Origin of the sequence: Arsukibacterium sp. UBA3155 (genome assembly GCA_002364615.1) — a bacterium.
Classification (GTDB): domain Bacteria; phylum Pseudomonadota; class Gammaproteobacteria; order Enterobacterales; family Alteromonadaceae; genus Alishewanella.
Genome location: DEYP01000008.1, coordinates 81,050 through 104,215, shown reverse-complemented (window position 1 = coordinate 104,215; position 23,166 = coordinate 81,050). Strand labels below are relative to the sequence as shown.

Sequence of the window (23,166 nt, the reverse complement as noted above, 5' to 3'; positions counted from 1 at the left end):
ATACCTCAGTATCTGACCCCAATTTGGTAAGCGTCAGAACTTGTATAAGATAACAACGGATTTATGATGCACTTTTTCGATCCGCAGCGATCAAACCACAGGATTTTGCGATCAAAACATCCCTGCAACGCGAAAATAAAATTATAAACTAATACCTTTGTACTATATTAAATTGCCGATAAAACAGCATTAAAAAACTATTTTTATAAAAAAACCATTAAGTTAGGTTTTTTTCGTTCATTTATTAACAAACAGCTTGCGCTGGCCTGAAAAATCACCAAAATAGACGTCAGCCCCCAAGGCTAATTAAATCCTCAGGAGATGTAAAAATGAAACGTACACAACAAGGTTTTACCTTAATTGAATTAATGATCGTTGTAGCGATCATCGGTATTTTAGCTGCAGTAGCACTGCCAGCTTATCGTGAATATGTAGCCACCTCATACGGCGGCCAGGCTATGAAAGGAGCTTCCGCATACGTAACCAAAACTCAGGCCTGTGTGCAGACCGGTATTGGTTGTGCCACATTAGCAACCGAAATAACCAATGAAACCAAATTAACAAATGTTACACCTGCTGAAGCTACAGCTGTTACGTTGACTTGGACAAATGAAGGCTGCATATTAACTGCTGTTATGGGTGCTGATGGTGCCTTGGCCTATTCAACAACAGGGGTTGCTCCGAAAGCCACCACACAACAATGCCAAAAAGGTGCCGGTCTAACTGTAACAGCGCCGTAAGCTAACCTGAATGAATTTAGAAGCCAGCTCATTTAGCTGGCTTTTTTATTGGGTTTAATGCTAAAAACATATTTATACGACTATGCCCCCGCTAATACACTATAAACTTGAATAACCGCTAAATGCTGGCATAATCAAACCATTCACGAATATTTAATCCATCATCAGGATACCAACGCTGTATGGCGGTAAATGCAAACTCCACTTTATTAAAGCGCTTATTACAGCAAGGCATTATTGATAGCGATAAAGCCACTAAAGCCATTAGTGAAAAAAGCGGCAATTACCGAACCCTGCCGGAACTGTTAATCAATGAAAAATTAATTGGCTCAGCCCGGCTGGCAGAAATGGCTACCCAGGTGAGCCATGCGCTGAGTATTGACCTGGATTACTACGACCTGGTGTCGGTACCGGAAGACTTACGCAACGAAAAACTCATTCGTAAAAACGATATGCTGCCGCTGGCTAAGCGCGGCCGCAATATGTATTTAGCAGTCATTGACCCTACCAATATTGCAGCGATTGAAGACTTTGAATTTAACACCGGCCTCAATGCTGAAGTGGTGGTAGTTGAATTTGATAAGTTACAAAAGCTGATTGAAAAGTTATTTGATAGCAGCTTTAACCTGGCGGGCGATGCCGCCGACTGGGATTTAGGCTCACTCGGTATTGTTGAGGAAGAAGAGGACGAAGGAGTCAGCGCCGATAAAGAAGACCAACCAATTATTGCCTTTATTAATAAAATGCTGCTGGATGCCATTCGTAAGGGCGCTTCCGACTTACACTTTGAGCCCTATGAAAAACTGTACCGTATTCGCTTTCGGATTGACGGTATATTAAACGAAGTAGCCAACCCGCCGGTGGCGCTGGCCAGCAGGTTGTCGGCGCGGTTAAAGGTTATGTCCCGCCTCGATATTGCTGAAAAACGGGTACCACAGGATGGCCGTATTAAACTTAAACTCTCCGCTAAAAAATCTATCGATTTTCGGGTAAGCAGCTTGCCTACTCTTTGGGGCGAGAAAATTGTAATGCGGATACTTGATTCCGACAGCGCCATGCTGGGAATTGATGTTTTAGGCTATGAAGATATTCAGAAACAGCGCTATTTAGCCGCTTTAGCGCAGCCGCAGGGCATGATTTTAGTGACCGGCCCTACCGGTAGCGGAAAGACAGTATCACTTTATACCGGCCTGGCTATTCTTAATACCAGCGAGACTAATATTTCTACCGCCGAAGATCCGGTGGAGATTAACTTAACCGGCATTAACCAGGTCCAGGTAAACCCACGTGCCGGCTTAACCTTTGCCACGGCGCTTAAATCGTTTTTACGACAAGACCCGGATGTGGTGATGGTCGGTGAGGTCCGTGATTTAGAAACCGCCGAAATTGCCATTAAAGCGGCCCAGACAGGTCACTTAGTATTATCAACTCTGCACACCAACTCGGCCCCCGAAACCTTAACCCGACTGCTGAATATGGGCGTACCAGCCTACAACGTGGCCAGCTCGGTCAGTTTAATTATTGCGCAGAGGTTGGCCCGTCGGCTTTGCCCAAAATGCAAGGCACCGGAGCAATTACCAGAAGCGGAATTATTACGCCAGGGCTTTACCCAGGAGCAGCTGGGAAATATTACTATTTTTAAACCGGTCGGCTGTGAAAACTGCACTAATGGCTATAAAGGCCGGGTTGGTATTTATGAAGTGATGCCAATAAGCGGTAAAATGGCCGATATTATTATGGCTGACGGTAACTCGCTGGATATTGCCCAGCAGGCAGCAAAAGAAGGTATTAACAGCTTACGCCAGTCGGGCTTAATTAAGGCTGCAGCTGGAGTAACCAGTCTGGCGGAAGTAAACCGGGTTACCAAAGGCTAGCAGGCACCAGACATATGAAAAAAAATGATAATTAACAAAAAAGCAAAAATTGACAGTTAGCAATTACTATTAAATCCAGCGCCCTAGCGCAGCAACAGGACACACGACATGGCTCAGGCACAAAAATTTAAAATTAAAGAGCTGGAAATTTATCAATATAAAGGGGTAAACCGTCGCGGTAAAAAAGCCGATGGTGAACTGAAAGGCAATAGCATTGCCGAAGTCAAAGCGCTGTTACGCCAACAGGGTATCACCCCCTCGAAAGTTAAACGCAAGCCAAAATCACTCTTTGGCGGCGACAAGAAAATCACACCAGCTGATATTGCAGTGGTTACCCGGCAGATTGCTACGATGCTCGGTGCTGGTGTACCGCTGGTACAAAGTGTCGATTTAATTGCCAATGGTGCCGATAACAAAGGCCTTAGAGTACTAATGCAGAAAATATCGGTGAAAATTCAGTCTGGTCTGCCATTATCAGAGGTCCTGCGGGAGCACCCCAAATATTTTGATGAACTGTATTGCGACTTAGTAAAATCGGGTGAGCAGTCCGGCGCTCTGGATCGGATATTTGACCGCATAGCGATTTATAAAGAGAAAGCGGAAGCGCTTAAATCGAAAATTAAAAAAGCCATGTTTTATCCGGCTGCAGTATTAGTGATAGCAGGCATCGTTACCTCAATATTACTTATTTTTGTGGTGCCGCAATTCGCTGAGATTTTTGCCGGCTTTGGTGCCGAATTACCTGCCTTTACTTTGTTTGTACTGGGTATTTCCGAAATGATGCAGGCATACTGGTGGGTAGTATTATTTGGCATTATCGCTTTTGGTTATGTAGTAAAGAAAACTTATGCCAATAACCTAAAGTTTCGCACTATGGCCGATGGCTGGATTCTCAAAGCCCCGGTGATCGGTAATATTTTAAATAAGGCGGCGGTGGCCCGCTTTGCCCGCACCCTGTCTACTACTTTTGCTGCCGGTGTGCCATTAATAGAAGCTTTAGATTCGGCCGCCGGTGCCTCCGGCAATGAAGTGTACCGCAATGCCATTATGCATATCCGGGAAGAAGTGTCATCCGGTACCCAGATGTATTTAGCCATGAAACAAACCGACCAGTTTCCGGAAATGGTGATTCAAATGGTATCGATTGGTGAAGAATCCGGCGCACTGGATGGCATGCTGGATAAAGTGGCCAATATTTATGAGCAGGAAGTAGATGATGCGGTGGATGGCTTAACCGCACTGTTAGAACCGATGATAATGGCGGTATTAGGCGTGGTTATCGGCGGCTTAATTATTGCTATGTACTTACCTATATTCAAGATGGGTTCGATTATCTGATGAGTGAATTTGTAAGTTTGTTAAGCCAGCATAGCTGGCTTTTTATTGCGCTTGTAGCGGTTGTTAGTTTACTAATCGGCAGCTTTTTAAACGTACTGGTGTACCGGCTGCCTAAGATGATGGAGCGGGAGTGGCAGCAGGAATATCAGGCCTATTTTCAGGCTGATGCTGTTGTTAGCGCCACTGACAGTGGCAAAGCCGCGGGCGCTGCCAACAAAGTCAATGCCTCAGCTTTAGGTACGCCTGAGCGCTTTAACCTGGCAGTGCCGCGCTCGGCCTGCCCGAAGTGTCATACGCCGATTGCGGCACGCGATAATATACCTGTACTAAGCTGGTTACTATTAAAAGGCCGTTGCCGCCATTGCAAAGCGCCGATAAGCAGTCGTTACCCGGCGGTAGAAGCGCTAACGGCAGTAATGTCGGGCCTTGTAGCCTGGCAGTATGGCTTTGGTACGCTGGCCCTGGTGCTGATTTTTGTCACCTGGGGCTTAATAGCGCTCAGTTTTATTGATATTGACACTATGCTGTTGCCCGACAGCCTTACCCTGCCACTGTTATGGCTGGCCTTAGTATTTAGCTTAACTGATTCAGCCTTAGTTAACCCTGGCCAGGCCATTATTGGCGCCGCTGCAGGTTACCTGACGTTATGGCTGGTGTATTGGGGCTTTAAACTGCTAACCGGCAAGGAAGGCATGGGCTATGGTGATTTTAAATTACTGGCGATATTTGGTGCCCTGCTCGGCTGGCAACAACTACCACTAATTATTTTATTATCATCTTTGGTGGGCGCGGTTATTGGCGCCAGCATGCTGGCGATTCAGGGCCGTGATAAGGCTACGCCTATTCCGTTTGGCCCCTATATTGCTGCCGCTGGCTTTATTGCCTTGTTATGGGGTGAGCAACTTACCAACGCCTACCTGAGTTATCTTGGTGCCTGATACTTTGGTTACCGATAAAGGCCGTTTTATTGTTGGTTTAACCGGCGGTATTGGCAGTGGTAAATCTACCGTTGCTAATTTATTTAAGCAGCTAGGCATACCCTCAGTAGATGCGGACATTGTAGCGCGCGAAGTGGTTGCCCCTGGCAGCCCGGTACTGGCAAAAATAGCCGCGCAGTTCGGGCCAGAGCTATTACTGGCCGATAACAGCTTAAACCGGGCATTATTACGCCAGCTTATTTTTAGCGATGCGTCAGCAAAAAAATGGCTCGATAACCTGATGCATCCGGCGATTCGGGCGGCAATGCTAAGCCAATTAGCGAATTTGCCGCCAGCGCCTTACGTGCTGTTAATTGCGCCGCTGCTGCTGGAAAACAAACTGCAGACTTTGGTAAACCGGGTGCTGGTAGTCGATATAACGGAACAAAACCAGCTGGCGCGCACTCTAAGCCGGGATGCAGTGAGTTCCGGTGCTAATGCTGAACAAGTGCAGGCCATTATTGCCAGTCAGATCAGCCGGCCCGAACGTTTGGCACTGGCTGATGATGTTATTGATAACAATACTGAAATTACAAACGCGGGTATTGAACACGACAGTAGCGCCGCGACGCTGCAGCAGCAGGTTAAGCTGTTACATCAACGCTATATAACACTGGCAGCAAAAGTTTAATAACAGGCCACAATTTACTATGACCGACAATATGACGGACAGTATGACCGATACAGCCGAGATTATTTACGAACACCCACTCAATGAGAAAATTCGTACTTATTTGCGTCTGGAGTTTTTATTTCAGCAGGTGCACAGTCAACTGGCTCTGGCCGATGAAAACCAGCAGCAAAGCTTTTTTACCAATCTGTTTGCCTTAATTGAGGTGATGGATCGCAACGACGTTCGGCCCGACTTAATTAAAGATATCGAGCGCTGTGAAAGCCAGCTGGTAATGTGGTCGCAACATCCTTCGGTGTCAGATTCGAAATTACAAACCATGCTGCAGGCAGCAGTACGCATGCAATCTGAGCTATTACGCAGTGGCAAATTGCTTGGTGCACTAAAAGACGACAACTTTTTAGCGCCGTTACGCCAGCGTTTCAGCATACCCGGCGGTTGCTGCTACTTTGATATGCCGCAACTGCAATACTGGTTTAGCTTGCCGCTGAGTGAGCGTCAGGCCCAAGCCGAAGACTGGCTTAACCAGGTTGCCCTGGCTGAGCAGGCTATTCGTTATGTACTAAGTTTTATCCGGGAGCGCAGCCATTATCAGAATGTGGTCGCCGAAAATGGTTTTTACCAGCAAAATGCCGAGCAATTTGAATTATTGCGAATTAAATACCCGGCTGGCGAAGGCACTTATCCTACCGTAAGCGGCAACAAATACCGCTATGCCATTCGCTTTATGCAGCTGGATGCCGACAGTGCCCGCAGCGCTGCCGCCAAATCACAGCAATTTCAACTGGCTTGTTGTTAGCACTGCATATAAACGTTTAGTCGAGTATGGCGTAAAAAGCAGACACCGATTCACCCACGCCGACACGCCGTAAACCCATCCATGGGGTCTCGTTTCCGCCCGTCCAGGGCTTCAACGGTCGGCTTAGGGTAAACCGATGTCGGCTTCAATACGTTCTGCTGAACTCCTACCTGCGCTACCAAAGCGAAGCTGTTATACTAAACGCCGGATTTAAAGTTTGAATCAGAGTTAAGCTATGCCAACTACCGTTAAATGTCCCACTTGCAGTACCGCCGTTGTCTGGGACGCCAGTTCCGCTTTCCGCCCTTTTTGTTCAGAGCGCTGCAAATTAATTGATTTAGGTGACTGGGCTGCGGAAAACCATCGCATCCCGGATAAAGCACCAATAGATGCTGATTTATCAGAGCAGTATCTGGAAGAACTGGAGCAGGAGTTTATCGCTCAGGATAATCAGTTTTTCAAGAATTAAGCTATTGCATTCTGATTTTATTTAACTTTACCTCGTCACAATTCTTTACATTTTGGTAATGGGTACAGGGTTTTAGCCTGATATATCAAAACGTTAGAGAGTGGCATGTTTTGTGCAAAATAGCGTTTATTGTACAAAAGTAGCGCTGTACGAAAGTGTCTTTGTACAAAACCGCCGTGGTACAAAAGCGTCTTGGTGCAAAAACGTCTTAGTACAAGAGTGCCTTTGTACATTGAACGTCGCTGTACAGAAATTGTGTTGAATAACTTTCAGGATGAAACCTATGAAATTTTTAAAGATAGCCTCAGCTATTGCATTGCTGGGTATGGCCGGAGCAAGCCAGGCCTTAATGATTATTACCGACGGTAATGTTGCTTTGGGTGTTGGTGATCTGGGCCAGCTTAATGTCGAAGGTGGTAATGCAGACGTGGCGGGCACCACAGGTGTTGGTTTGCGTTATATCAGTGAAGGCGTTGAGTATGAATCGACTTTCCATGGTTGTGAATGCGAAGGATGGGGCGTAGCAACTGGCGGTACTTCAGGCTATGCCAATAATGCCGTTGGCACGGCAGGCCTAAGCCTGGTGAGTTTTGACAGTACTGCCACTACTGCAACGTCTGTAACCAGCATGGGTGGCCTGCTGCAGATAACGCATGACTTTGCCCTGGCAACCGAAACCGACAACCTGTTCCGGGTGGCCGTAACCATCGAAAACATTAGCGGCGCCGATATTGCCAATTTGTTATATCGTCGCACCTTCGACTGGGATGCATCACCAACACCATTTGATGAGTTTGTCACTATAGGCGGTACAGCCGGTGCAAGTGCGGTGCTAGGTGCGAACGACAATGGTTTTTGTAGCTCTAACCCGTTAGAGAGCTGCTCACCTCAGCTGGGCAATAGCGGTGACTTTACCGCAGCTGGCCCGGATGATATTGGCTCTAACTTTGATTTTGATTTTGGAGCCTTACTGACTGGTGAGAGCTTCAGCTTTGAGATATTTTACGGTGGCGCTGCAAACCGCAATGCAGCGTTAAGCGCGTTAGCTAGCGTAGGTGCTGAAGTCTATTCATTCGGCTGGTCTGGTTCAGATGTTAATCAGGATGGCTTTGCTGATGATGACGGTGCCATCACCCCTACTTATATTTTTGGCTTTTCTGGTGTAGGTGGTACGGTAATTATCGATCCTGATGACCCGGTAGACGTGCCAGCACCTGCCAGCCTGCTGCTGTTTGCAACGGGTTTTCTGGCACTGTTTGCGCGTCGCAAGCGCTATGCTAAGCTGTAAGCATTGTTAATTGCATAAATTATAAAGCCTTGCTATTGCAAGGCTTTATGTTTTTAGCGGTATAAAATGTTTAACCGTAATACTCCCAGCTAATAAATGTTTAAAGGAATAAAACATGGCCACGTTAAAATTTCAGCGCCCACTGCTAAAAGGTAAGTTGCAGCTAGTAAAACTGGCAGGTTTAGCCCTGTTAAGCAGCGTGCTTAGCCAAACCGTTAGCGCTGATACCAGTAAAGCAACCGTTGAGGCATATGGAGACTGGCGCAGTGTTTGTAATGAACAATGCGTTATTGCCCAGGGCCTGCAGAACCCTGAAAACCCTGATATCATCTATTCCAGCCAGGTGGCTTATGTTACAGGCAGCAGTGATCCGGTGTTGCAGCTTAATTTACCACTGGGAATATATCTGCCACCGGGTGTGGCAATTGATATTGGTGATAATAAGCACAGAGCACCGGTTACCGTTTGCTTGCCACAAGGCTGTAAAGTGTTGCTGGTATTAAGCCCGCAAATTATTAAGCAACTGCAAGAGAATGCCGCCTATACGGTTAAGTTGTTTGTTACTGAACAAACACCGCGCCAGCTGAAGTTTTCGCTGCGGGGCTTTACTGAGGCACTGGCCAGTTTACCCACTAAGAATGATGATTAACGACTAAGGTCTACCAGCGCTGACGCCGCAGCACTAAACGTTAGCGTTGCGCTGTTGTAACCGCTCAACTATGGGTTGGTTGGCGGCTGGCAAGGTAATAGTGGTTAAATCGGCGATATTTACCCACTGTAGCGGCTGCCCCTCCATCCCCCTGGGTACGCCGCTAAATTCGGTCACTAACCAGATATCCAGAGTAACCTGCCGCTCCGGATAAGCATGCTGCAATACCATAAAAGGTTCGGCCTGGGTGACCGTAATGGCCAACTCTTCTTCAAGCTCACGGGCCAACGCTGCTGCAACGGTTTCACCCGCTTCAACCTTTCCGCCGGGAAACTCCCATTTGTCACCCTGATGTTGCTTGGCATTGCGCAGCGCCAACAATACCTGCTGCTGGTGCTGATGTTGCCGCTGCTCTTGTTGCTTAAAAATAACCCCTACCGCTACATGCAGCTGCGGTAGAGATTGTTGCTGGCTTTGACCACTGGTCATTGCACTTGCTGCCTTAACTAAGTTTGCCATGACACTGTTTGTATTTTTTGCCCGAGCCACACGGACACGGGTCGTTGCGGCCCACTTTGTCACCGTCACGTACTACTGGCGTTGGCATGGCGCCGCCGGGGGTAGCGCGTGCTTGTGAAACATCGGCCGGTACGTCAGTGCCCATCTGGCCTGCGTCTGCATGCTGATAATTGTGCGGTACGGCATCGGCCTTACGGCGTTGCTCTTCCACTGCCTCAACATCTTCTGCAGCTTTAACCTGTACCCGGCTTAATACACCAATGACGTCAACTTTCAGCTCATCCAGCATATTTGAGAACAGTTCAAACGCTTCGCGCTTGTATTCCTGTTTCGGATTTTTCTGGGCGTAGCCGCGCAGGTTAATACCCTGACGTAGATGATCCATCGCCGCCAGGTGCTCTTTCCAGTGTGTGTCCAGGCTTTGTAACATAATCGCTTTTTCAAATTGGCGCAGGACTTCTACCCCAACCATCTGCTCTTTATGTTTATACCCTTCACTAAATTCCTGCTGAATTTTATCGCGAAGTTTTTCTTCAAACAGCTTTTTATCATCGGACAGCCACTGGCTTACAGGTAAATCCAGTGCGAAGTCAGCTTTTAAACGCTGCTCCAGGCCAGGAATATCCCACATTTCGTCCAGTGACTGCGGCGGAATATACTGACTGACCACGGAATCGACCACGTCTTCGCGAATAGCGCTGACGGTCTCGCTGATGTCAGTAGCATCCAGTAGCTCGTTACGTTGCTCGTAAACCACTTTACGCTGATCATTGGCTACGTCGTCAAATTCTAATAATTGCTTACGGATATCGAAGTTGCGGGCTTCTACCTTGCGCTGAGCATTTTCAATAGCGCGGCTTACCCACGGGTGTTCAATAGCTTCACCTTTTTCCATACCCAGGCGGCGCATCATGCCAGCCATCCGATCAGAAGCGAAAATACGCATTAAGGTGTCGTCCAGCGACAGGTAAAAGCGTGATGAACCCGGGTCACCTTGCCGACCCGAACGGCCACGCAGCTGATTATCGATGCGGCGTGATTCGTGCCGCTCAGTACCTATAATGTGTAAACCACCCGAGGCAATAACCTCGTCGTGCCGCTGTTGCCAGTCGGTCGTGATCTTAGTCACTGAGTCGTCGGTTTTCTCGCTAAGTGCCGCCAGTTCAGATTGTAAACTACCACCCAGCACAATATCGGTACCCCGACCTGCCATGTTAGTAGCAATAGTTACCGTACCCGGGCGGCCGGCATCAGCAATAATTTGCGCTTCATTTGCGTGGAACTTGGCGTTTAATACCTGATGCTTAATTTTAGCTTTATTCAGTAAACCAGACAGATACTCAGAACTCTCAATAGAGGCGGTACCCACCAACACCGGGCGCTTAGCGTCACGGGCTTTAATAATATCTTCGATAATGGCGTTATACTTATCTTCGGCGGTTAAATACACCAGATCGGCCATATCGTTGCGTACCATAGGCCGGTTGGTAGGCACAACAATAGTTTCCAGACCGTAAATTTGCTGAAATTCAAACGCTTCAGTGTCGGCGGTACCGGTCATGCCGGCCAGTTTATTGTATAACCGGAAGTAGTTCTGGAATGTAATAGAGGCCAGGGTTTGGTTTTCGTTCTGAATTCGTACGCCTTCTTTAGCTTCCACCGCCTGGTGCAAGCCTTCTGACCAGCGCCGGCCTTCCATGGTGCGGCCGGTATGCTCGTCAACAATAACGATTTCACCGTCTTTGACCACGTAGTCAACGTCGCGCTTAAACAACTGGTGCGCACGTAGCGCCGCATATACATGGTGTAACAGAGTGATATTGGCAGCAGAGAATAAGGTATCGTCCTGCTCGATCATGCCGGCTTCACGCAGCATGTCTTCTACTTTTATCTGGCCTTGTTCAGTTAGGTAAACCTGACGGGCTTTTTCGTCCACGGTAAAGTGGCCGTCACCATGGTTACCTTCTTCGTCTTCTTTTTCCTGCTTTTCCAGCTGCGGAACCAGCGTATTAATTTTCTTATACAGCTCTGAGCTGTCTTCTGCCGGACCGGAGATAATAAGCGGCGTGCGCGCTTCATCAATTAATATTGAGTCAACTTCATCGATAATGGCAAACGCTAAGTCGCGCTGCACGCGGTCTTGCGGTGAAAACGCCATATTGTCGCGCAGGTAATCAAAACCAAATTCGTTGTTGGTACCATAGGTGATATCTGCCTGATACGCCTGCTGCTTAGCCTGATGCGCCAAACCTGGCACGTTTACACCTACAGTCAAACCTAAAAAGCTGAACAGCGGCTCGTTGGTTTCCGCATCCCGCCGCGCCAGGTAATCGTTCACGGTAATAACGTGCACGCTTTTGCCGCTTAATGCGTTTAAGTATGCTGGCAAGGTTGCGGTCAGGGTTTTACCCTCACCGGTACGCATTTCAGAAATACGCCCCTGGTGCAGCACAATACCGCCCAGCAACTGCACATCGAAATGGCGCATTTTAAACACACGGGTACTGGCTTCACGCACCGTGGCAAACGCTTCGGGCAGAATATCTTCTAAACTGGCACCTTGTTCGATCCGCTGTTTAAACTCGGCCGTTTTTTGCTTTAACGCCTCGTCGCTTAATGCCTGATATTCGGCTTCAAGCGCGTTGATCTGCTGCACCTGTTTCTGTTGTTTTTTCAAAAAGCGGTCGTTACGGCTGCCAACTAATTTGGCGAAAAGTTTTCCAAACATTATCCAGATACCATTTAAGTTAAAACTGCTTTGCAGCCCTGGCCAGGCCAGTTATTTATTGTCGTTGTAAGTTACTGCCTGCCGGCAAAAACGGCTATTGGCAGGATATGGTGCCAGCCACGATAAGTTTCAAGTCTGGCCAACAGTAGCAGCACCGATAAAACCTGTTACACTTATCCGGCCCGCTGTTCAGTCCAAATAAGTACGCTGTTAATGAAACGCTATAGTCATAAACCCGAAGATTTAACTAAGCTGTTTGGCCAGAGCTCTCTGGCATCGATGCAGCAACAGTATGAACTTGTTCGCAAATTAAACGCCGAGTTATGCCTTATTTTACAGCTGGAACACCTGAGTTTTTGTCAGGTGTCGAGCATTAATGCCGGGCGGGCGGTTATTTTATGTCAATCGCCAGGCTGGGCAAACCGGTTAAAGATGCAGCGCGATGCCATTCTAGACAATTTCCGACAAAAAATCTTGCCTGATTTAGCCGGAATTGATATTGAAGTGTCGCCCCACGGTCAGCTGCCCCGGCAGCAAGTGCAAGCAGAGGCCAAAACCGCGGCGACACCGCCGGCAAAAGGGCTATCAGACGCTGCCCGCAGTGCACTTACTGAAACCCTGAAACACAGCGACGACAAGGTAAAACAAGCGCTGGCCAGACTATTGGCAAAGTAAACTAAAATCACTCTGACCCTTTTTCCATTTTTTTGGGGACAAGTTGAGGTAAATTAAATCACTCTGACCCTTTTTCTACTATTTTGGGAACAAAAAAGCCGACATAAAGTCGGCCTTTTATAATGAGGATAGTAATTAAGCCAGTTGCGGTGCCAGGTATGAGATGGGCATATGGGCTTTGTCTTCAAATGTGACAAATTCCCAGTTTTCCTGTTCGGCTAATACGGCGCATAATAGCTGGTTATTTAAAGCGTGACCGGTTTTATACGAGATAAACTCGCCCAGTACGCTGTAACCCGCCATATATAAATCGCCAATCGCATCCAGAATTTTATGCTTGATAAATTCGTCTTCGTAACGCAGGCCATCCTGGTTTAATACCCGGAACTCGTCAAGCACTACCGCATTGTCAAAACTACCGCCCAAAGCCAGGTTATTCGCCCGCAGGTATTCAATGTCATGCAGGAAGCCGAAGGTACGGGCCCGGCTGATGTCTTTGATAAAACCAGCAGCCGAGAAGTCCATTTGCATACGCTGGGTGGTTTCGGCAATAACCGGGTGGTCGAAATCGATGGCAAAATCGATTTTAAAGCCGTTATGAGGGCGAATTTCCGCCCATTTATCACCATCTTCCACCCGCACAGTGCGTTTGATCCGGATGAATTTCTTGGCCAGTTTCTGTTCATTGATGCCAGCTTCCAGCAGCAAGTAAACAAATGGATTGGCGCTGCCGTCCATAATTGGAATTTCAGCTGAATCGACTTCAATGATCAGGTTATCAATACCCAGACCGGCGATAGCGGCCATTAAATGCTCGGTAGTAGACAGGCGCACGCCCTGTTCATTAATTAAACACGTACACATTACCGTGTCGCCCACCATCTCGGGGGAAACTTTAAAGTCTACTATCGGATCCAGGTCAACACGACGGAACATAATGCCCGTGTTATCAGGTGCAGGCCGGAGAGTGAGCGTAACCTTTTCACCCTTGTGTAACCCAACACCAATAGTACTGACTGTTTTAGCGACGGTACGTTGTTTAATCATAATTTATTCCTGCTCAATTTTTAAGCAATCACAAAATGGCGGCGAAGCTTAGCATAACTTCGTTAACATTACCAATGTAATGGCGTATTCAACTACCCGTTATGTTGGCCAATATCAGCTGAACAGTGGCTTAACTTCAACTGTTACTAATATTATTTCTGTTGCACCAACGGTGCGCCAGGCCTGTTACAACCGGTCACTGCAGGCAGTTTAATCTGCCTGCTTACGCAAGAATGCCGGAATATCAAAGATATCGATACCACCTTTGCTTTCTGGCTGCGTTTTTGTTTGCGCCGCTTCTTCTTTATGCGGGTTTGCTGCCGGGGCTGCATGACGCATAGTGTTGCCCTGCTGAACATAGGCCTGAGCTGGCTCTGCACGGTGGCTTGGAACCAGGCTTATATCCGGCCGGCGGTCAGCACCAATGCCGGTCGCTACTACGGTTACCCGTAATTCGTCGTGCATTTCCGGGTCAATAACGGCACCCACTACCACAGTAGCATTTTCAGAGGCGAACGCTTTCACGGCATTACCAACAATCTCAAACTCTTCGATGCTGATATCCAGGCCGGCAGTGATATTAACCAGAATACCCTTAGCACCTGATAAATCGATATCTTCTAACAATGGGCTTGAAATCGCCTGCTCGGCAGCTTCCTCAGCACGATCAGGACCTGACGCGCGACCGGTACCCATCATGGCAGTGCCCATTTCAGACATTACAGTACGTACGTCGGCAAAGTCGACGTTGATCAAACCCGGACGGGTAATTAATTCAGCAATACCCTGTACTGCACCCAGTAGCACGTTGTTCGCGGCTTTAAACGCATCCAGCAAACTGGTGCCTTTGCCCAGTACTTTTAACAGTTTATCGTTCGGGATAGTGATCAGTGAATCAACGTATTTGCTCAGCTCCAGAATACCTTCATCAGCATAAGCAGTGCGTTTTTTTCCTTCGAACGGGAATGGCTTGGTTACTACCGCTACCGTTAAAATACCCAGCTCGCGTGCGACTTCCGCTACGATAGGCGCAGCACCGGTACCGGTACCACCGCCCATACCGGCAGCGATAAAGATCATATCTGCGCCTTGCAGAGTTTTCTTGATGGTTTCGCGGTCTTCCTCGGCCGAACGGCGACCGATTTCCGGGTTAGCGCCAGCACCTAAGCCTTTGGTCACACCGGCACCTAACTGCAGGGTGACATTAGCAGATGAATTACGCAGGGCCTGGGCGTCAGTATTGGCCGCCACAAATTCAACACCCTCGATATTGCTGGCAACCATATATTCGACAGCATTACCGCCGCCGCCGCCAACACCTATTACTTTAATTACAGCTTCTTGGCTGTGGTTTTCCATTAACTCAAACATAGCTCTCTCTCCGTTTTTACGCTCTTTAAAACTCACCTTTGAACCAGCTGCTGATTTTTTTCAGCAAGCTGCTAACTGGATCGCGGTTTTGCGCCGCGCTTTTTTGCTGGGCCCGAACATCCTTGCCGTACAGCAATAGCCCGACTACGCTGGCGTAGGCCGGGTCTTGTACATACTCTTTTAAGCCGCTGACATGCATCGGCTGGCCAACCCGCACCGGCATCTGAAACACGTCTTCGGCAAATTCCACTGCCCCTTCCATCTTGGCAGTTCCCCCGGTAAGCACTAAACCGGCGGCAATTTGTTCTTCCAGGCCAGAACTGCGAATTTCTTCCAGCACCAGCTCGAACAGTTCGTGATAGCGGGGCTCGATAACTTCGGCCAGGGTATGACGCGACATTGATCGCGCCGGCCGCCCGCCCACACTTGGCACTTCAATACTTTCTTCTTTGCCTACCATGCTGCGCAGGGCACAGGCATATTGCACTTTAATATCTTCCGCGTGGCTTATCGGTGTGCGGAAAATTTTGGCAATATCGCTGGTCACCTGATTACCGGCTACCGGAATAACCGCGGTATGGCGCAGCGCACCATTGGTATAAATAGATAAATCGATGGTGCCACCGCCCATATCGACCACACAGACACCCAGCTCTTTTTCATCGTCGGTTAATACCGCGTAGCTTGACGCCAGTGACGAGAAAATAAGTTGGTCAACCTGTAAGCCACAGCGTTCAACACACTTTTCGATATTTTTTGCCATGTCGTTGGCACAGGTAATAATATGGGCTTTCGCCTCCATTCTTACCCCTGACATGCCCACCGGGCTTTTAATACCCTCTTGCATATCTACCGAGAACTCTTGCGGCAGCACATGTAACATGCGCCGCTCGGCCGAGATAGGCACCGATTTTGCTGCATGAATAACGCTGGCGACATCATCAGCTGTTACTTCAGTATCATTAATCGGCACCATGCCGCTCTCGTTCTGACAACGAATATGTTTACCGGTAATACCTAGGTAAACCGACGAGATCTGACAGTCTGCCATCAGCTCGGCTTCATTAATGGCCCGCTGTACCGCCTGCACCACCAGGTTTAAATCGTTAACGCCACCCTTATCCATGCCCCGCGAGGCATGAGTACCCACTCCGACAATGCTTAGCCGGTTGTCAGGGGTGATTTCGCCTACTACCGCTTTTATCTGTGCAGTGCCAATATCCAGCCCTACGATCAGATCTCGTTCTATCGACTTTGTCATGCTTTTCTCTTTGGCTCCGTATTGGCATAACGCACGGCAATGCCGGTGTCATAGCGCAAATCGACTTCAGCTAATTCCTGCTCCCGGTGATTTTGCATCGTCGGGTATAATTCAATAAAACGTTGTAACCGTTTCATGGTGTCCTGCCGCCCCAGTTTCAGCGCCAGGCCTCCCTGTAGTTGCAAACGCCAGGAAAACCGTTCGGTTAACCACAGTTGTTCAGCACTAAACTGATTCAACTGCAGCAAATTTTGCATATGGCGGAACATTGTCAGGGCATCCTGCTCGCTGCCGTCCGGTCCGTGAAGCTTTGGCAAGGCCGGAACCAACTCGCTTAGTGGGGCGATAAATAACTCCCCTTTATTATTGAGCAAGTGCTGCTGATTCCAGATTGCGACCGGCTGCTGCTCTGTTACAACCACCACCAGAGTATCTGGCCATTGTTTGCGCACGGCTGCCTGATACACCCAGGGTTGTTGCTGCAGGAACTGCTGCACCTGATCAACGTTTACCCGAAAAAAATTACCCACATATTCCTGTTGCAACTGTTGTTGTAAAACCTGCTGCTGAATATGCTGAAAGTCACCGTATAACCGCACCTGTTTAATCGGTGCGCCCTGCTGGCTTTGCAGCCAGCTATGAACCTGCATACCACTCCAGGTCAATAATGCCAAGGCCAACAGAAAAAACAGCAGGCCGCCGATAAAGCCGGGCCTGTGGTTTAATTGCTGATATACCTGGCGTAAACTCATGTTATTGGTCCTGCGCTTTGGTATTTAATGCCACTTGGCCAGTATGTGCGTTGCCATCAAGAGTCTGCTGCAAAATAGTCAGCACCAGCTCGTTAAAACTTAAGCCAGCCGCTTTTGCTGCCATCGGCACCAGAGATTTTTCTGTCATGCCGGGTACCGTGTTCACTTCCAGTAAAAAGTGCTCGCCTTGCTGGTTCAGCATTAAGTCGACCCGGCCCCAACCGGTTGCACCTACTGCTTTAAACGCCGCCAAAGCATCCGCTTGCATGGCCGCAGTTTGCTCGGCAGTTAATGGCGCCGGACACAGGTACTCGGTGCTGTTAGCCTGGTATTTTGCTTCGTAATCGTAGAACGCCCGTGGCGTACGCATTTCGACAATGGGTAACACCGTGTCACCCAGAATGGCGATGGTAAATTCCCGGCCATTGATCCAACGTTCCACTAAAATTTCGCTGTCGTATTTTAGCGCAGCAGCTATTGCCTGCTCCAGCTCAGCAGCGTTACTGGCGGCACTCATGCCAATACTGGACCCTTCGTTAGCTGGCTTAACCATTACCTTGCCACCCAGATCGGATAATAACTGCGCATAATCGGTGGTGTCGTCGTGTACTACTGCAAACGCGGCTGTTGGCAGGTTCTGCGCCAGAAATAGCCGCTTACAACGAATTTTGTCCATGGCCAGCGCTGAGCCCAGGACGCCGCTGCCAGTGTAAGGTAACCCCAGTAATTGCAAAGCGCCCTGCATAGTGCCGTCTTCACCACCGCGGCCATGTAACACAATAAATACCCGCTCGGCGTTCACGTCATTCATTAATGCGGTTAAGGGCTGCTCGGCCGGATCAAAGGCCACGGCATCAACACCCGCCTGCTGCAAGGCACTAAGCACCGCTTTGCCTGAACGCAACGATACGTCACGCTCCGCTGAGTAGCCGCCAAACATCACGGCTACTTTGCCAAAGTTGCTTATGATATTGCTCATACTGCGCCCTCCGACAACTGCTTTAATTGGTTAATGTCGAGTTTCGCTAATGCCAGCTCTTTGACCAGCGAGCCAATATTACCGGCTCCCTGAGTTAGCACCACATCGCCATCTTCCAACACTTCGGCCAGCGCGCCAGCCAGGGCTTTCGGTTCGGCCACATAGACCGGCTCCAGCTGGCCCCGGGCGCGGATTGAGCGACATAAATTACGACTGTCGGCGCCGGCTATCGGTGCTTCGCCAGCCGAGTAAACTTCCAGCAGCAGTAACTTATCAACACTGGATAACACCTGAGTAAAATCTTCATACAAATCGCGGGTGCGGCTAAAGCGGTGTGGCTGATACGCCATTACCAGGCGCCGCTCAGGCCAGGCACTGCGCACGGCAGCGATGGTAGCGGCAACTTCGGTAGGATGATGGCCATAGTCATCAATTAATAAGGCTTTGCCGCGACCGGTATCAAACTCACCGTATTGCTGAAAGCGGCGGCCAATCCCCTCAAATTTGCCCAGCGCTGCCAGAATAGCCTGCTCGCTGATCCCTTCATCAGCGGCCAGCGCGAACGCAGCCGTGGCATTTAAGGCATTATGTTTACCCGGTAAATTCAGCTGTACTTCGCGCTGGTTGCCGGCAGGATCGGTAATAACAAAAAAGCTACGGGTGCCCTGCTGGCTGAATTCGGTAATTTTATAATCGGCATCGTCACTGAAACCATAGGTCAGCACGGTGCGGCCAATTGACGGAATAAGGCCGCGCAGCACTTTATCGTCGATACATATTACTGCCATGCCGTAAAACGGCAGGTTGTGACAAAACTCCAGATAGGTATCTTTCAACTTTTCGAAATCACCTTCGTAAGTGTCCATATGGTCGGCTTCAATATTAGTGATTACCGTGGCCATAGGCTGTAAATGCAGAAAAGAAGCATCGCTTTCATCGGCTTCAGCAATTAAATAGCGGCCCGCACCTAAACGCGCGTTCGAGCCAGCTGAATTAAGCAAACCACCAATCACAAAGGTCGGATCGGTGCCGGCTTCGGCAAAAATAGACGCCAGTAAGCTGGTGGTCGTGGTTTTGCCATGGGTGCCGGCAATGGCAATACCATGGCGAAACCGCATTAGCTCGCCCAGCATTTCAGCACGGCGCACCACAGGAATACGTTGCGCCAGTGCCGCTGCTACTTCAGGGTTTGCCGCTTTAATGGCGCTGGATACCACCACCACACTGGCGCCATCTATCTGGCTGGCATGATGGCCGAATTTAACCCCGGCGCCCAGCGATACCAGGCGCTCCACTACCGGATTTGACGCCAGATCAGAGCCGGTTACTTTGTAACCTTCATTTAGCAGAACCTCGGCAATACCGCCCATACCCGCACCACCAATCCCGACGAAATGGATCCGCTCTACCCGGCGCATGGCCTGTTTTTTATTTTGCAGGGTGGTCATCATACTACTTGTCCTGTTACTTGCCGGCACAGCGCGGCTATTCGCTCTGCCGCATCGTCGGTTGCCAGCGCACTGGCACGTTGCGCCATCTGCTGCAGTGGCGTTTTGTCGGTTAACCAGGGCATTAAAATATCTTGCACGCCCTGTTGTTGTAATTGTTGCTGCGACAGTAAAACGGCGGCATCGCGGTCAGCCAGTACTCTGGCATTAGCCGTTTGGTGGTCGTCTATTGCGCCGGGTAACGGCACAAAAATGGCGGCTACGCCTACGGCGGCCACTTCGCTTACCGTCAGCGCGCCGGCACGGCAAATTAATACATCTGCCCAGCGGTAGGCTGCAGCCATATCGTCGATGAAGGCGCTAACTTCAGCCGTACTGCCGCTGGCACGAAGTGGCTGATATGCCTGCTCTACGTGTTCTAACATGGCAGCGCCGGTTTGATGGCGCACGGCCACAGCTCCGGTTTTTGCCAGCTCAGCCAATTGCTGCGGCAAGGCGTTGTTTAACGCTTGCGCGCCCAGACTTCCGCCAACAATCAGAATATTCAGGCTGGCACTTGCCGGCCGGTTGGCTCGACACGCTACTAACTCAGAGCGTATGGGATTGCCAACTAATTTTCGTTTTGTGTTGCCTTTAAAGGCGCTGTCAAACGCCACCAGAATATGCTTCGCTAACCTGGCCAATAGCTTGTTGGTGCTACCGGCGATGGCATTCTGTTCATGAATAAGTACCGGTATGCCATGTAACCAGCTGGCCAGCCCGCCCGGGCCACTGGCATAACCGCCGAAGCCCAGGGTAATGGTCGGTTTAAGCTGCCGACACACTTTAGCCGCTTGCCATAGCGCTTTAGCAACCATCCAGGGCGCATGTAATTTACTGGCCAGGCCTTTGCCACGCAGACCGGCAACATTAATGCCGTAAAACGGCCAGCCAAACTTCGGCACCAGTTGCGCTTCCATCCGGTCGGTGCTGCCAAGCCAGGCGATATCCCAGCCGTCGGCAGCCAGTGCGCTGGCCACTGCCTGTGCCGGAAAAATGTGGCCACCGGTGCCACCTGCCATAATCAGCGCCAGCGGTTTAGCCATGCTTGCCTCCACTAAGGGCCTGTTTGCCTTTAAGTCGCACTTCGAAATCAATGCGTAATAGCAAGCCTGTGGCAATTAACATTATGACCAGACTACTGCCGCCTGAACTGACAAAGGGCAGGGTTAAGCCTTTGGTTGGCAGCGCGCCGGTCGCTACCCCGACATTGACAGACGCCTGAAAACCAATCCAGATTGCCAGGGCGTAGGCCATAAAGCCGTGAAAGCTTAATTGTTTTGATAAGGCACGCTGACCTATCCACAGCGCCCGGTAAACCAGGATAAAAATCAGGGTCATCAGTACTGCCACGCCAATAAAACCGGTTTCTTCGGCAATCACCGCCAGAATAAAGTCGGTATGGGCTTCTGGCAGATATTCCAGTTTCTGAATACTGTTACCCAGCCCCTGACCAAACCAGCCGCCACGGCCAAACGCCATTAACGATTGAGTTAACTGGTAGCCGCTACCAAAAGGGTCAGCCCAGGGATCAAGGAAAGCTGTTACCCGTTTCCAGCGATATTCGCTGTAAACAATCAGCACGCCAATGGCCAGCACGCCGGTCGCCAGCAAACACAAAAACTGCCAAATTTTCGCGCCGGCTAAAAACAGCAATGCCACGGCGGTGGCGAACATGACAATAACAGTGCCTAAGTCAGGTTGCATCAGCAGCAATACCGCAAACAAAAATAATACCGCCAGCGGTTTCAGGAAGCCTTTCAGGTTATCCCTTACCTCTTCATGCCGGCGCACCAGATAGCTGGCCAGATAGACAAAAAAGAATAACTTGGCCGGCTCTGCCGCTTGCAGACCAATCGGGCCTAATGATAACCAGCGGGTACTGCCGTTGACATTGCGGCCAAACAACAACACAGCGACCAGCAGTAAGATGCCCAGTAGCAGCAACCACATGTTACCGCGATGCCACCAGCTTACCGGTACCCGAAGCACCAGCACCGCCATGGTCAGGCCGATCCCCAGATACACCAGATGGCGAATGGTAAAATGCAGCGGATTATTAAACAGTCGTTCAGCAACCGGCATTGAGGCGCTGGTTACCATCACCACCCCAATTGCCAGAATAAGCATCAGCAGGGTTAAAAACAGTTGGTCGTAAGCTGCGTTGTCATCGCGCTGCCAAAGCGCACTGACGGCGTGCCATGGGTTTTGCCACGCACTCTTCCAGGGACTTAAGGTAAGCTGCTTCATAGTTTCAGCTCCCTGACAGCCCGGGCGAATAACTCACCGCGCTCGGCATAACTTTTAAACATATCCAGGCTGGCGCAGGCTGGTGACAACAGCACCATGTCGCCACTTTGGGCCAGTTTGGCGGCCTGCTTCACCGCTGCGGTTAAGTCTTTTACTTCGGTGGCGTGCGAATGCAGTGCGGCAATGGCCGGACCATCCTGCCCCAGGGTAATAACATGGTTAACGTCACGCGTCAGTACCGGGCGCAGCTCGCTCAGATCGGCACCTTTGGCATCGCCGCCGGCAATCAGAATAAGCTTGCCTTTAACATCAGAGCGCAGGCCGGCTATCGCTGCCAGTGTGGCGCCAATATTGGTAGCTTTGGAGTCATTTACCCAGCGCACACCGTTTTGAGCCAGTACCAGCTGGCAACGATGGGCCAGGCCGTTGAACTGACGCAGAGTGCGGGCAATAGCATCGCGGTTGGCTCCTGCGCTAAGCGCCAGCGCCGCTGCAGCGAGCGCGTTAAACTGATTATGACTGCCGGTAATACCCAGTTGACTCACTGGCAATAAAGGTTCGCCAGCAACGTTCAGCCATAACTGGCCTTTTTGTTCAATGATGCCGTAATCAGTATTATCCAGACTAATAGCCAGTGGCGCAGCATTATCAGCAATGGCTGCCGGGTAGGTTAACGGATCTGCCTGATTATAAACGGCCTGTTCAGTGTGTTGATACACCCGCTGTTTTGATGCGGTATAAGCCGCCATATCGGCATAACGATCAAGATGATCCGCACTGACGTTCAACACGCAGCTGGCGCGGCTGCGCAGACTATTGGTGCTATCGAGCTGAAAGCTGGATAATTCCAGTACAAATACCTCTGTATCCTGCTGGCGTATCGCGTCCAGCACTGGCAAGCCAATATTCCCCGCCGCAACGGCCTTAATACCACTTTGCTGCAGCATCTCAGCCACCAGGGTGGTAACGGTCGATTTACCATTAGAGCCGGTAATGGCGATAACCGGCTTCTGATTAAAACGGGCAAACAGTTCAACATCACCCAGTACTTCCACGCCCTGGGCTTTGGCAAAGCGGATAGCAGGGTGGCTGGTTGCCAGGCCCGGACTGATAATAATCATATCCATTTGTGCCAGGCGGTTAGCGTCAAACTCACCCAGGTAAATGCCGTCCACTTTATCGGCAGCAATCTGCTCCAGCCCGGCGGGCTTACTGCGGCTGTCCATTAGTACCGGTTTAACCCCATGCGCCAGCAAAAAGCGCACTGTGGCCAGACCCGACAGGCCCAGCCCCACTACCGCTATGCGTTTGGCGTTAAGGTTTGTTTGCATC

The 23,166-nt window shown here is 49.8% G+C and carries 21 protein-coding genes; 10 read left to right on the top strand and 11 right to left on the bottom strand.

Translation table 11 applies throughout. The annotated features are described in order from the left end of the window. Positions 1-329: 329 nt before the first annotated feature. The 9 genes from B2X65_RS02730 to B2X65_RS02690 all read left to right on the top strand — a co-directional run bounded on the left by B2X65_RS02730 (position 330) and on the right by B2X65_RS02690 (position 8,765). Positions 330-740: a pilin gene (locus B2X65_RS02730; protein WP_290610483.1), complete on the top strand. Its 411-nt coding sequence runs from the start codon at positions 330-332 to the stop codon at positions 738-740. Between the two features lie 182 nt (positions 741-922). Beyond that, positions 923-2,614, top strand: a complete 1,692-nt coding sequence (gene pilB / locus B2X65_RS02725) for a type IV-A pilus assembly ATPase PilB (RefSeq protein ID WP_290610481.1) — start codon at positions 923-925, stop codon at positions 2,612-2,614. A gap of 108 nt (positions 2,615-2,722) precedes the next feature. Beyond that, the gene (locus B2X65_RS02720; RefSeq protein ID WP_290610479.1) at positions 2,723-3,952 is read left to right on the top strand and encodes a type II secretion system F family protein; all 1,230 of its coding nucleotides are present in this window, start codon (positions 2,723-2,725) and stop codon (positions 3,950-3,952) included. Then, complete coding sequence (locus tag B2X65_RS02715; protein WP_290610477.1) at positions 3,952-4,890, top strand: prepilin peptidase; 939 nt, start codon at positions 3,952-3,954, stop codon at positions 4,888-4,890. Before B2X65_RS02720 ends, B2X65_RS02715 begins: the two co-directional genes overlap by 1 nt. After that, a complete protein-coding gene (coaE, locus tag B2X65_RS02710) occupies positions 4,883-5,560 on the top strand; it encodes a dephospho-CoA kinase (RefSeq protein ID WP_290610476.1) in 678 nt (225 codons plus the stop codon). Before B2X65_RS02715 ends, coaE begins: the two co-directional genes overlap by 8 nt. Before the next feature lie 19 nt (positions 5,561-5,579). Beyond that, complete coding sequence (gene zapD / locus B2X65_RS02705) at positions 5,580-6,359, top strand: cell division protein ZapD (RefSeq protein ID WP_290610475.1); 780 nt, start codon at positions 5,580-5,582, stop codon at positions 6,357-6,359. Between the two features lie 235 nt (positions 6,360-6,594). Then, the gene (gene yacG / locus B2X65_RS02700; protein ID WP_290610473.1) at positions 6,595-6,828 is read left to right on the top strand and encodes a DNA gyrase inhibitor YacG; all 234 of its coding nucleotides are present in this window, start codon (positions 6,595-6,597) and stop codon (positions 6,826-6,828) included. Positions 6,829-7,111: 283 nt separating this feature from the next. Continuing rightward, complete coding sequence (locus B2X65_RS02695; protein ID WP_290610472.1) at positions 7,112-8,116, top strand: PEP-CTERM sorting domain-containing protein; 1,005 nt, start codon at positions 7,112-7,114, stop codon at positions 8,114-8,116. Between the two features lie 115 nt (positions 8,117-8,231). Next, positions 8,232-8,765 carry an invasion associated locus B family protein gene (locus tag B2X65_RS02690; RefSeq protein WP_290610470.1) on the top strand — a complete coding sequence of 178 codons (534 nt, stop codon included), beginning with the start codon at positions 8,232-8,234 and terminating at the stop codon, positions 8,763-8,765. Positions 8,766-8,798: 33 nt separating this feature from the next. Here B2X65_RS02690 and mutT read toward each other — a convergent pair whose 3' ends face one another. Next, positions 8,799-9,254, bottom strand: a complete 456-nt coding sequence (mutT, locus tag B2X65_RS02685) for an 8-oxo-dGTP diphosphatase MutT (RefSeq protein ID WP_290610469.1) — start codon at positions 9,252-9,254, stop codon at positions 8,799-8,801. Between the two features lie 13 nt (positions 9,255-9,267). Then, complete coding sequence (secA, locus tag B2X65_RS02680; RefSeq protein WP_290610468.1) at positions 9,268-12,012, bottom strand: preprotein translocase subunit SecA; 2,745 nt, start codon at positions 12,010-12,012, stop codon at positions 9,268-9,270. A 213-nt stretch (positions 12,013-12,225) separates the two neighbouring features. On the opposite strand from secA, the gene B2X65_RS02675 reads away from it, so the two are divergent. Beyond that, complete coding sequence (locus B2X65_RS02675) at positions 12,226-12,687, top strand: DciA family protein (RefSeq protein ID WP_290610466.1); 462 nt, start codon at positions 12,226-12,228, stop codon at positions 12,685-12,687. A gap of 135 nt (positions 12,688-12,822) precedes the next feature. Here B2X65_RS02675 and lpxC read toward each other — a convergent pair whose 3' ends face one another. The 9 genes from lpxC to murD form a co-directional block, all read right to left on the bottom strand. Then, positions 12,823-13,734: a UDP-3-O-acyl-N-acetylglucosamine deacetylase gene (gene lpxC / locus B2X65_RS02670; RefSeq protein ID WP_290610465.1), complete on the bottom strand. Its 912-nt coding sequence runs from the start codon at positions 13,732-13,734 to the stop codon at positions 12,823-12,825. 210 nt (positions 13,735-13,944) lie between these two features. Next, positions 13,945-15,105: a cell division protein FtsZ gene (gene ftsZ, locus B2X65_RS02665; RefSeq protein WP_290610464.1), complete on the bottom strand. Its 1,161-nt coding sequence runs from the start codon at positions 15,103-15,105 to the stop codon at positions 13,945-13,947. A gap of 25 nt (positions 15,106-15,130) precedes the next feature. After that, entirely contained in the window at positions 15,131-16,366 is a 1,236-nt protein-coding gene (ftsA, locus tag B2X65_RS02660) for a cell division protein FtsA (RefSeq protein WP_290610463.1), read from the bottom strand. Continuing rightward, a complete protein-coding gene (locus tag B2X65_RS02655) occupies positions 16,363-17,118 on the bottom strand; it encodes a cell division protein FtsQ/DivIB (protein WP_290610462.1) in 756 nt (251 codons plus the stop codon). The genes ftsA and B2X65_RS02655 overlap by 4 nt, the downstream gene beginning before the upstream one ends. Position 17,119: 1 nt before the next feature. After that, entirely contained in the window at positions 17,120-18,097 is a 978-nt protein-coding gene (locus B2X65_RS02650; RefSeq protein WP_290610461.1) for a D-alanine--D-alanine ligase, read from the bottom strand. Beyond that, on the bottom strand, positions 18,094-19,548 hold the full coding sequence (gene murC / locus B2X65_RS02645; RefSeq protein WP_290610460.1) for a UDP-N-acetylmuramate--L-alanine ligase: 1,455 nt from the start codon (positions 19,546-19,548) through the stop codon (positions 18,094-18,096). The genes B2X65_RS02650 and murC overlap by 4 nt, the downstream gene beginning before the upstream one ends. Then, entirely contained in the window at positions 19,545-20,630 is a 1,086-nt protein-coding gene (gene murG / locus B2X65_RS02640; protein WP_290610459.1) for an undecaprenyldiphospho-muramoylpentapeptide beta-N-acetylglucosaminyltransferase, read from the bottom strand. Before murG ends, murC begins: the two co-directional genes overlap by 4 nt. Beyond that, entirely contained in the window at positions 20,623-21,834 is a 1,212-nt protein-coding gene (gene ftsW, locus B2X65_RS02635; protein WP_290610458.1) for a cell division protein FtsW, read from the bottom strand. The genes murG and ftsW overlap by 8 nt, the downstream gene beginning before the upstream one ends. Further along, positions 21,831-23,165 carry a UDP-N-acetylmuramoyl-L-alanine--D-glutamate ligase gene (gene murD / locus B2X65_RS02630; protein ID WP_290610456.1) on the bottom strand — a complete coding sequence of 445 codons (1,335 nt, stop codon included), beginning with the start codon at positions 23,163-23,165 and terminating at the stop codon, positions 21,831-21,833. The genes ftsW and murD overlap by 4 nt, the downstream gene beginning before the upstream one ends. Between the last annotated feature and the right edge of the window lies 1 nt (position 23,166).

What these genes read in the sequence shown, in the direction of transcription:
- B2X65_RS02730 (WP_290610483.1), top strand. Translation starts at nt 330, where the DNA reads ATGAAACGTACACAACAAGGTTTTACCTTAATTGAATTAATGATCGTT.
- B2X65_RS02655 (WP_290610462.1), bottom strand. Translation starts at nt 17,118, where the DNA reads ATGAGTTTACGCCAGGTATATCAGCAATTAAACCACAGGCCCGGCTTT.
- mutT (WP_290610469.1), bottom strand. Translation starts at nt 9,254, where the DNA reads ATGACCAGTGGTCAAAGCCAGCAACAATCTCTACCGCAGCTGCATGTA.
- ftsW (WP_290610458.1), bottom strand. Translation starts at nt 21,834, where the DNA reads ATGAAGCAGCTTACCTTAAGTCCCTGGAAGAGTGCGTGGCAAAACCCA.
- ftsA (WP_290610463.1), bottom strand. Translation starts at nt 16,366, where the DNA reads ATGACAAAGTCGATAGAACGAGATCTGATCGTAGGGCTGGATATTGGC.
- yacG (WP_290610473.1), top strand. Translation starts at nt 6,595, where the DNA reads ATGCCAACTACCGTTAAATGTCCCACTTGCAGTACCGCCGTTGTCTGG.
- ftsZ (WP_290610464.1), bottom strand. Translation starts at nt 15,105, where the DNA reads ATGTTTGAGTTAATGGAAAACCACAGCCAAGAAGCTGTAATTAAAGTA.
- murG (WP_290610459.1), bottom strand. Translation starts at nt 20,630, where the DNA reads ATGGCTAAACCGCTGGCGCTGATTATGGCAGGTGGCACCGGTGGCCAC.
- murD (WP_290610456.1), bottom strand. Translation starts at nt 23,165, where the DNA reads ATGCAAACAAACCTTAACGCCAAACGCATAGCGGTAGTGGGGCTGGGC.
- pilB (WP_290610481.1), top strand. Translation starts at nt 923, where the DNA reads ATGGCGGTAAATGCAAACTCCACTTTATTAAAGCGCTTATTACAGCAA.
- B2X65_RS02650 (WP_290610461.1), bottom strand. Translation starts at nt 18,097, where the DNA reads ATGAGCAATATCATAAGCAACTTTGGCAAAGTAGCCGTGATGTTTGGC.
- B2X65_RS02675 (WP_290610466.1), top strand. Translation starts at nt 12,226, where the DNA reads ATGAAACGCTATAGTCATAAACCCGAAGATTTAACTAAGCTGTTTGGC.
- secA (WP_290610468.1), bottom strand. Translation starts at nt 12,012, where the DNA reads ATGTTTGGAAAACTTTTCGCCAAATTAGTTGGCAGCCGTAACGACCGC.
- murC (WP_290610460.1), bottom strand. Translation starts at nt 19,548, where the DNA reads ATGATGACCACCCTGCAAAATAAAAAACAGGCCATGCGCCGGGTAGAG.
- B2X65_RS02695 (WP_290610472.1), top strand. Translation starts at nt 7,112, where the DNA reads ATGAAATTTTTAAAGATAGCCTCAGCTATTGCATTGCTGGGTATGGCC.
- B2X65_RS02715 (WP_290610477.1), top strand. Translation starts at nt 3,952, where the DNA reads ATGAGTGAATTTGTAAGTTTGTTAAGCCAGCATAGCTGGCTTTTTATT.
- zapD (WP_290610475.1), top strand. Translation starts at nt 5,580, where the DNA reads ATGACCGACAATATGACGGACAGTATGACCGATACAGCCGAGATTATT.
- lpxC (WP_290610465.1), bottom strand. Translation starts at nt 13,734, where the DNA reads ATGATTAAACAACGTACCGTCGCTAAAACAGTCAGTACTATTGGTGTT.
- B2X65_RS02690 (WP_290610470.1), top strand. Translation starts at nt 8,232, where the DNA reads ATGGCCACGTTAAAATTTCAGCGCCCACTGCTAAAAGGTAAGTTGCAG.
- B2X65_RS02720 (WP_290610479.1), top strand. Translation starts at nt 2,723, where the DNA reads ATGGCTCAGGCACAAAAATTTAAAATTAAAGAGCTGGAAATTTATCAA.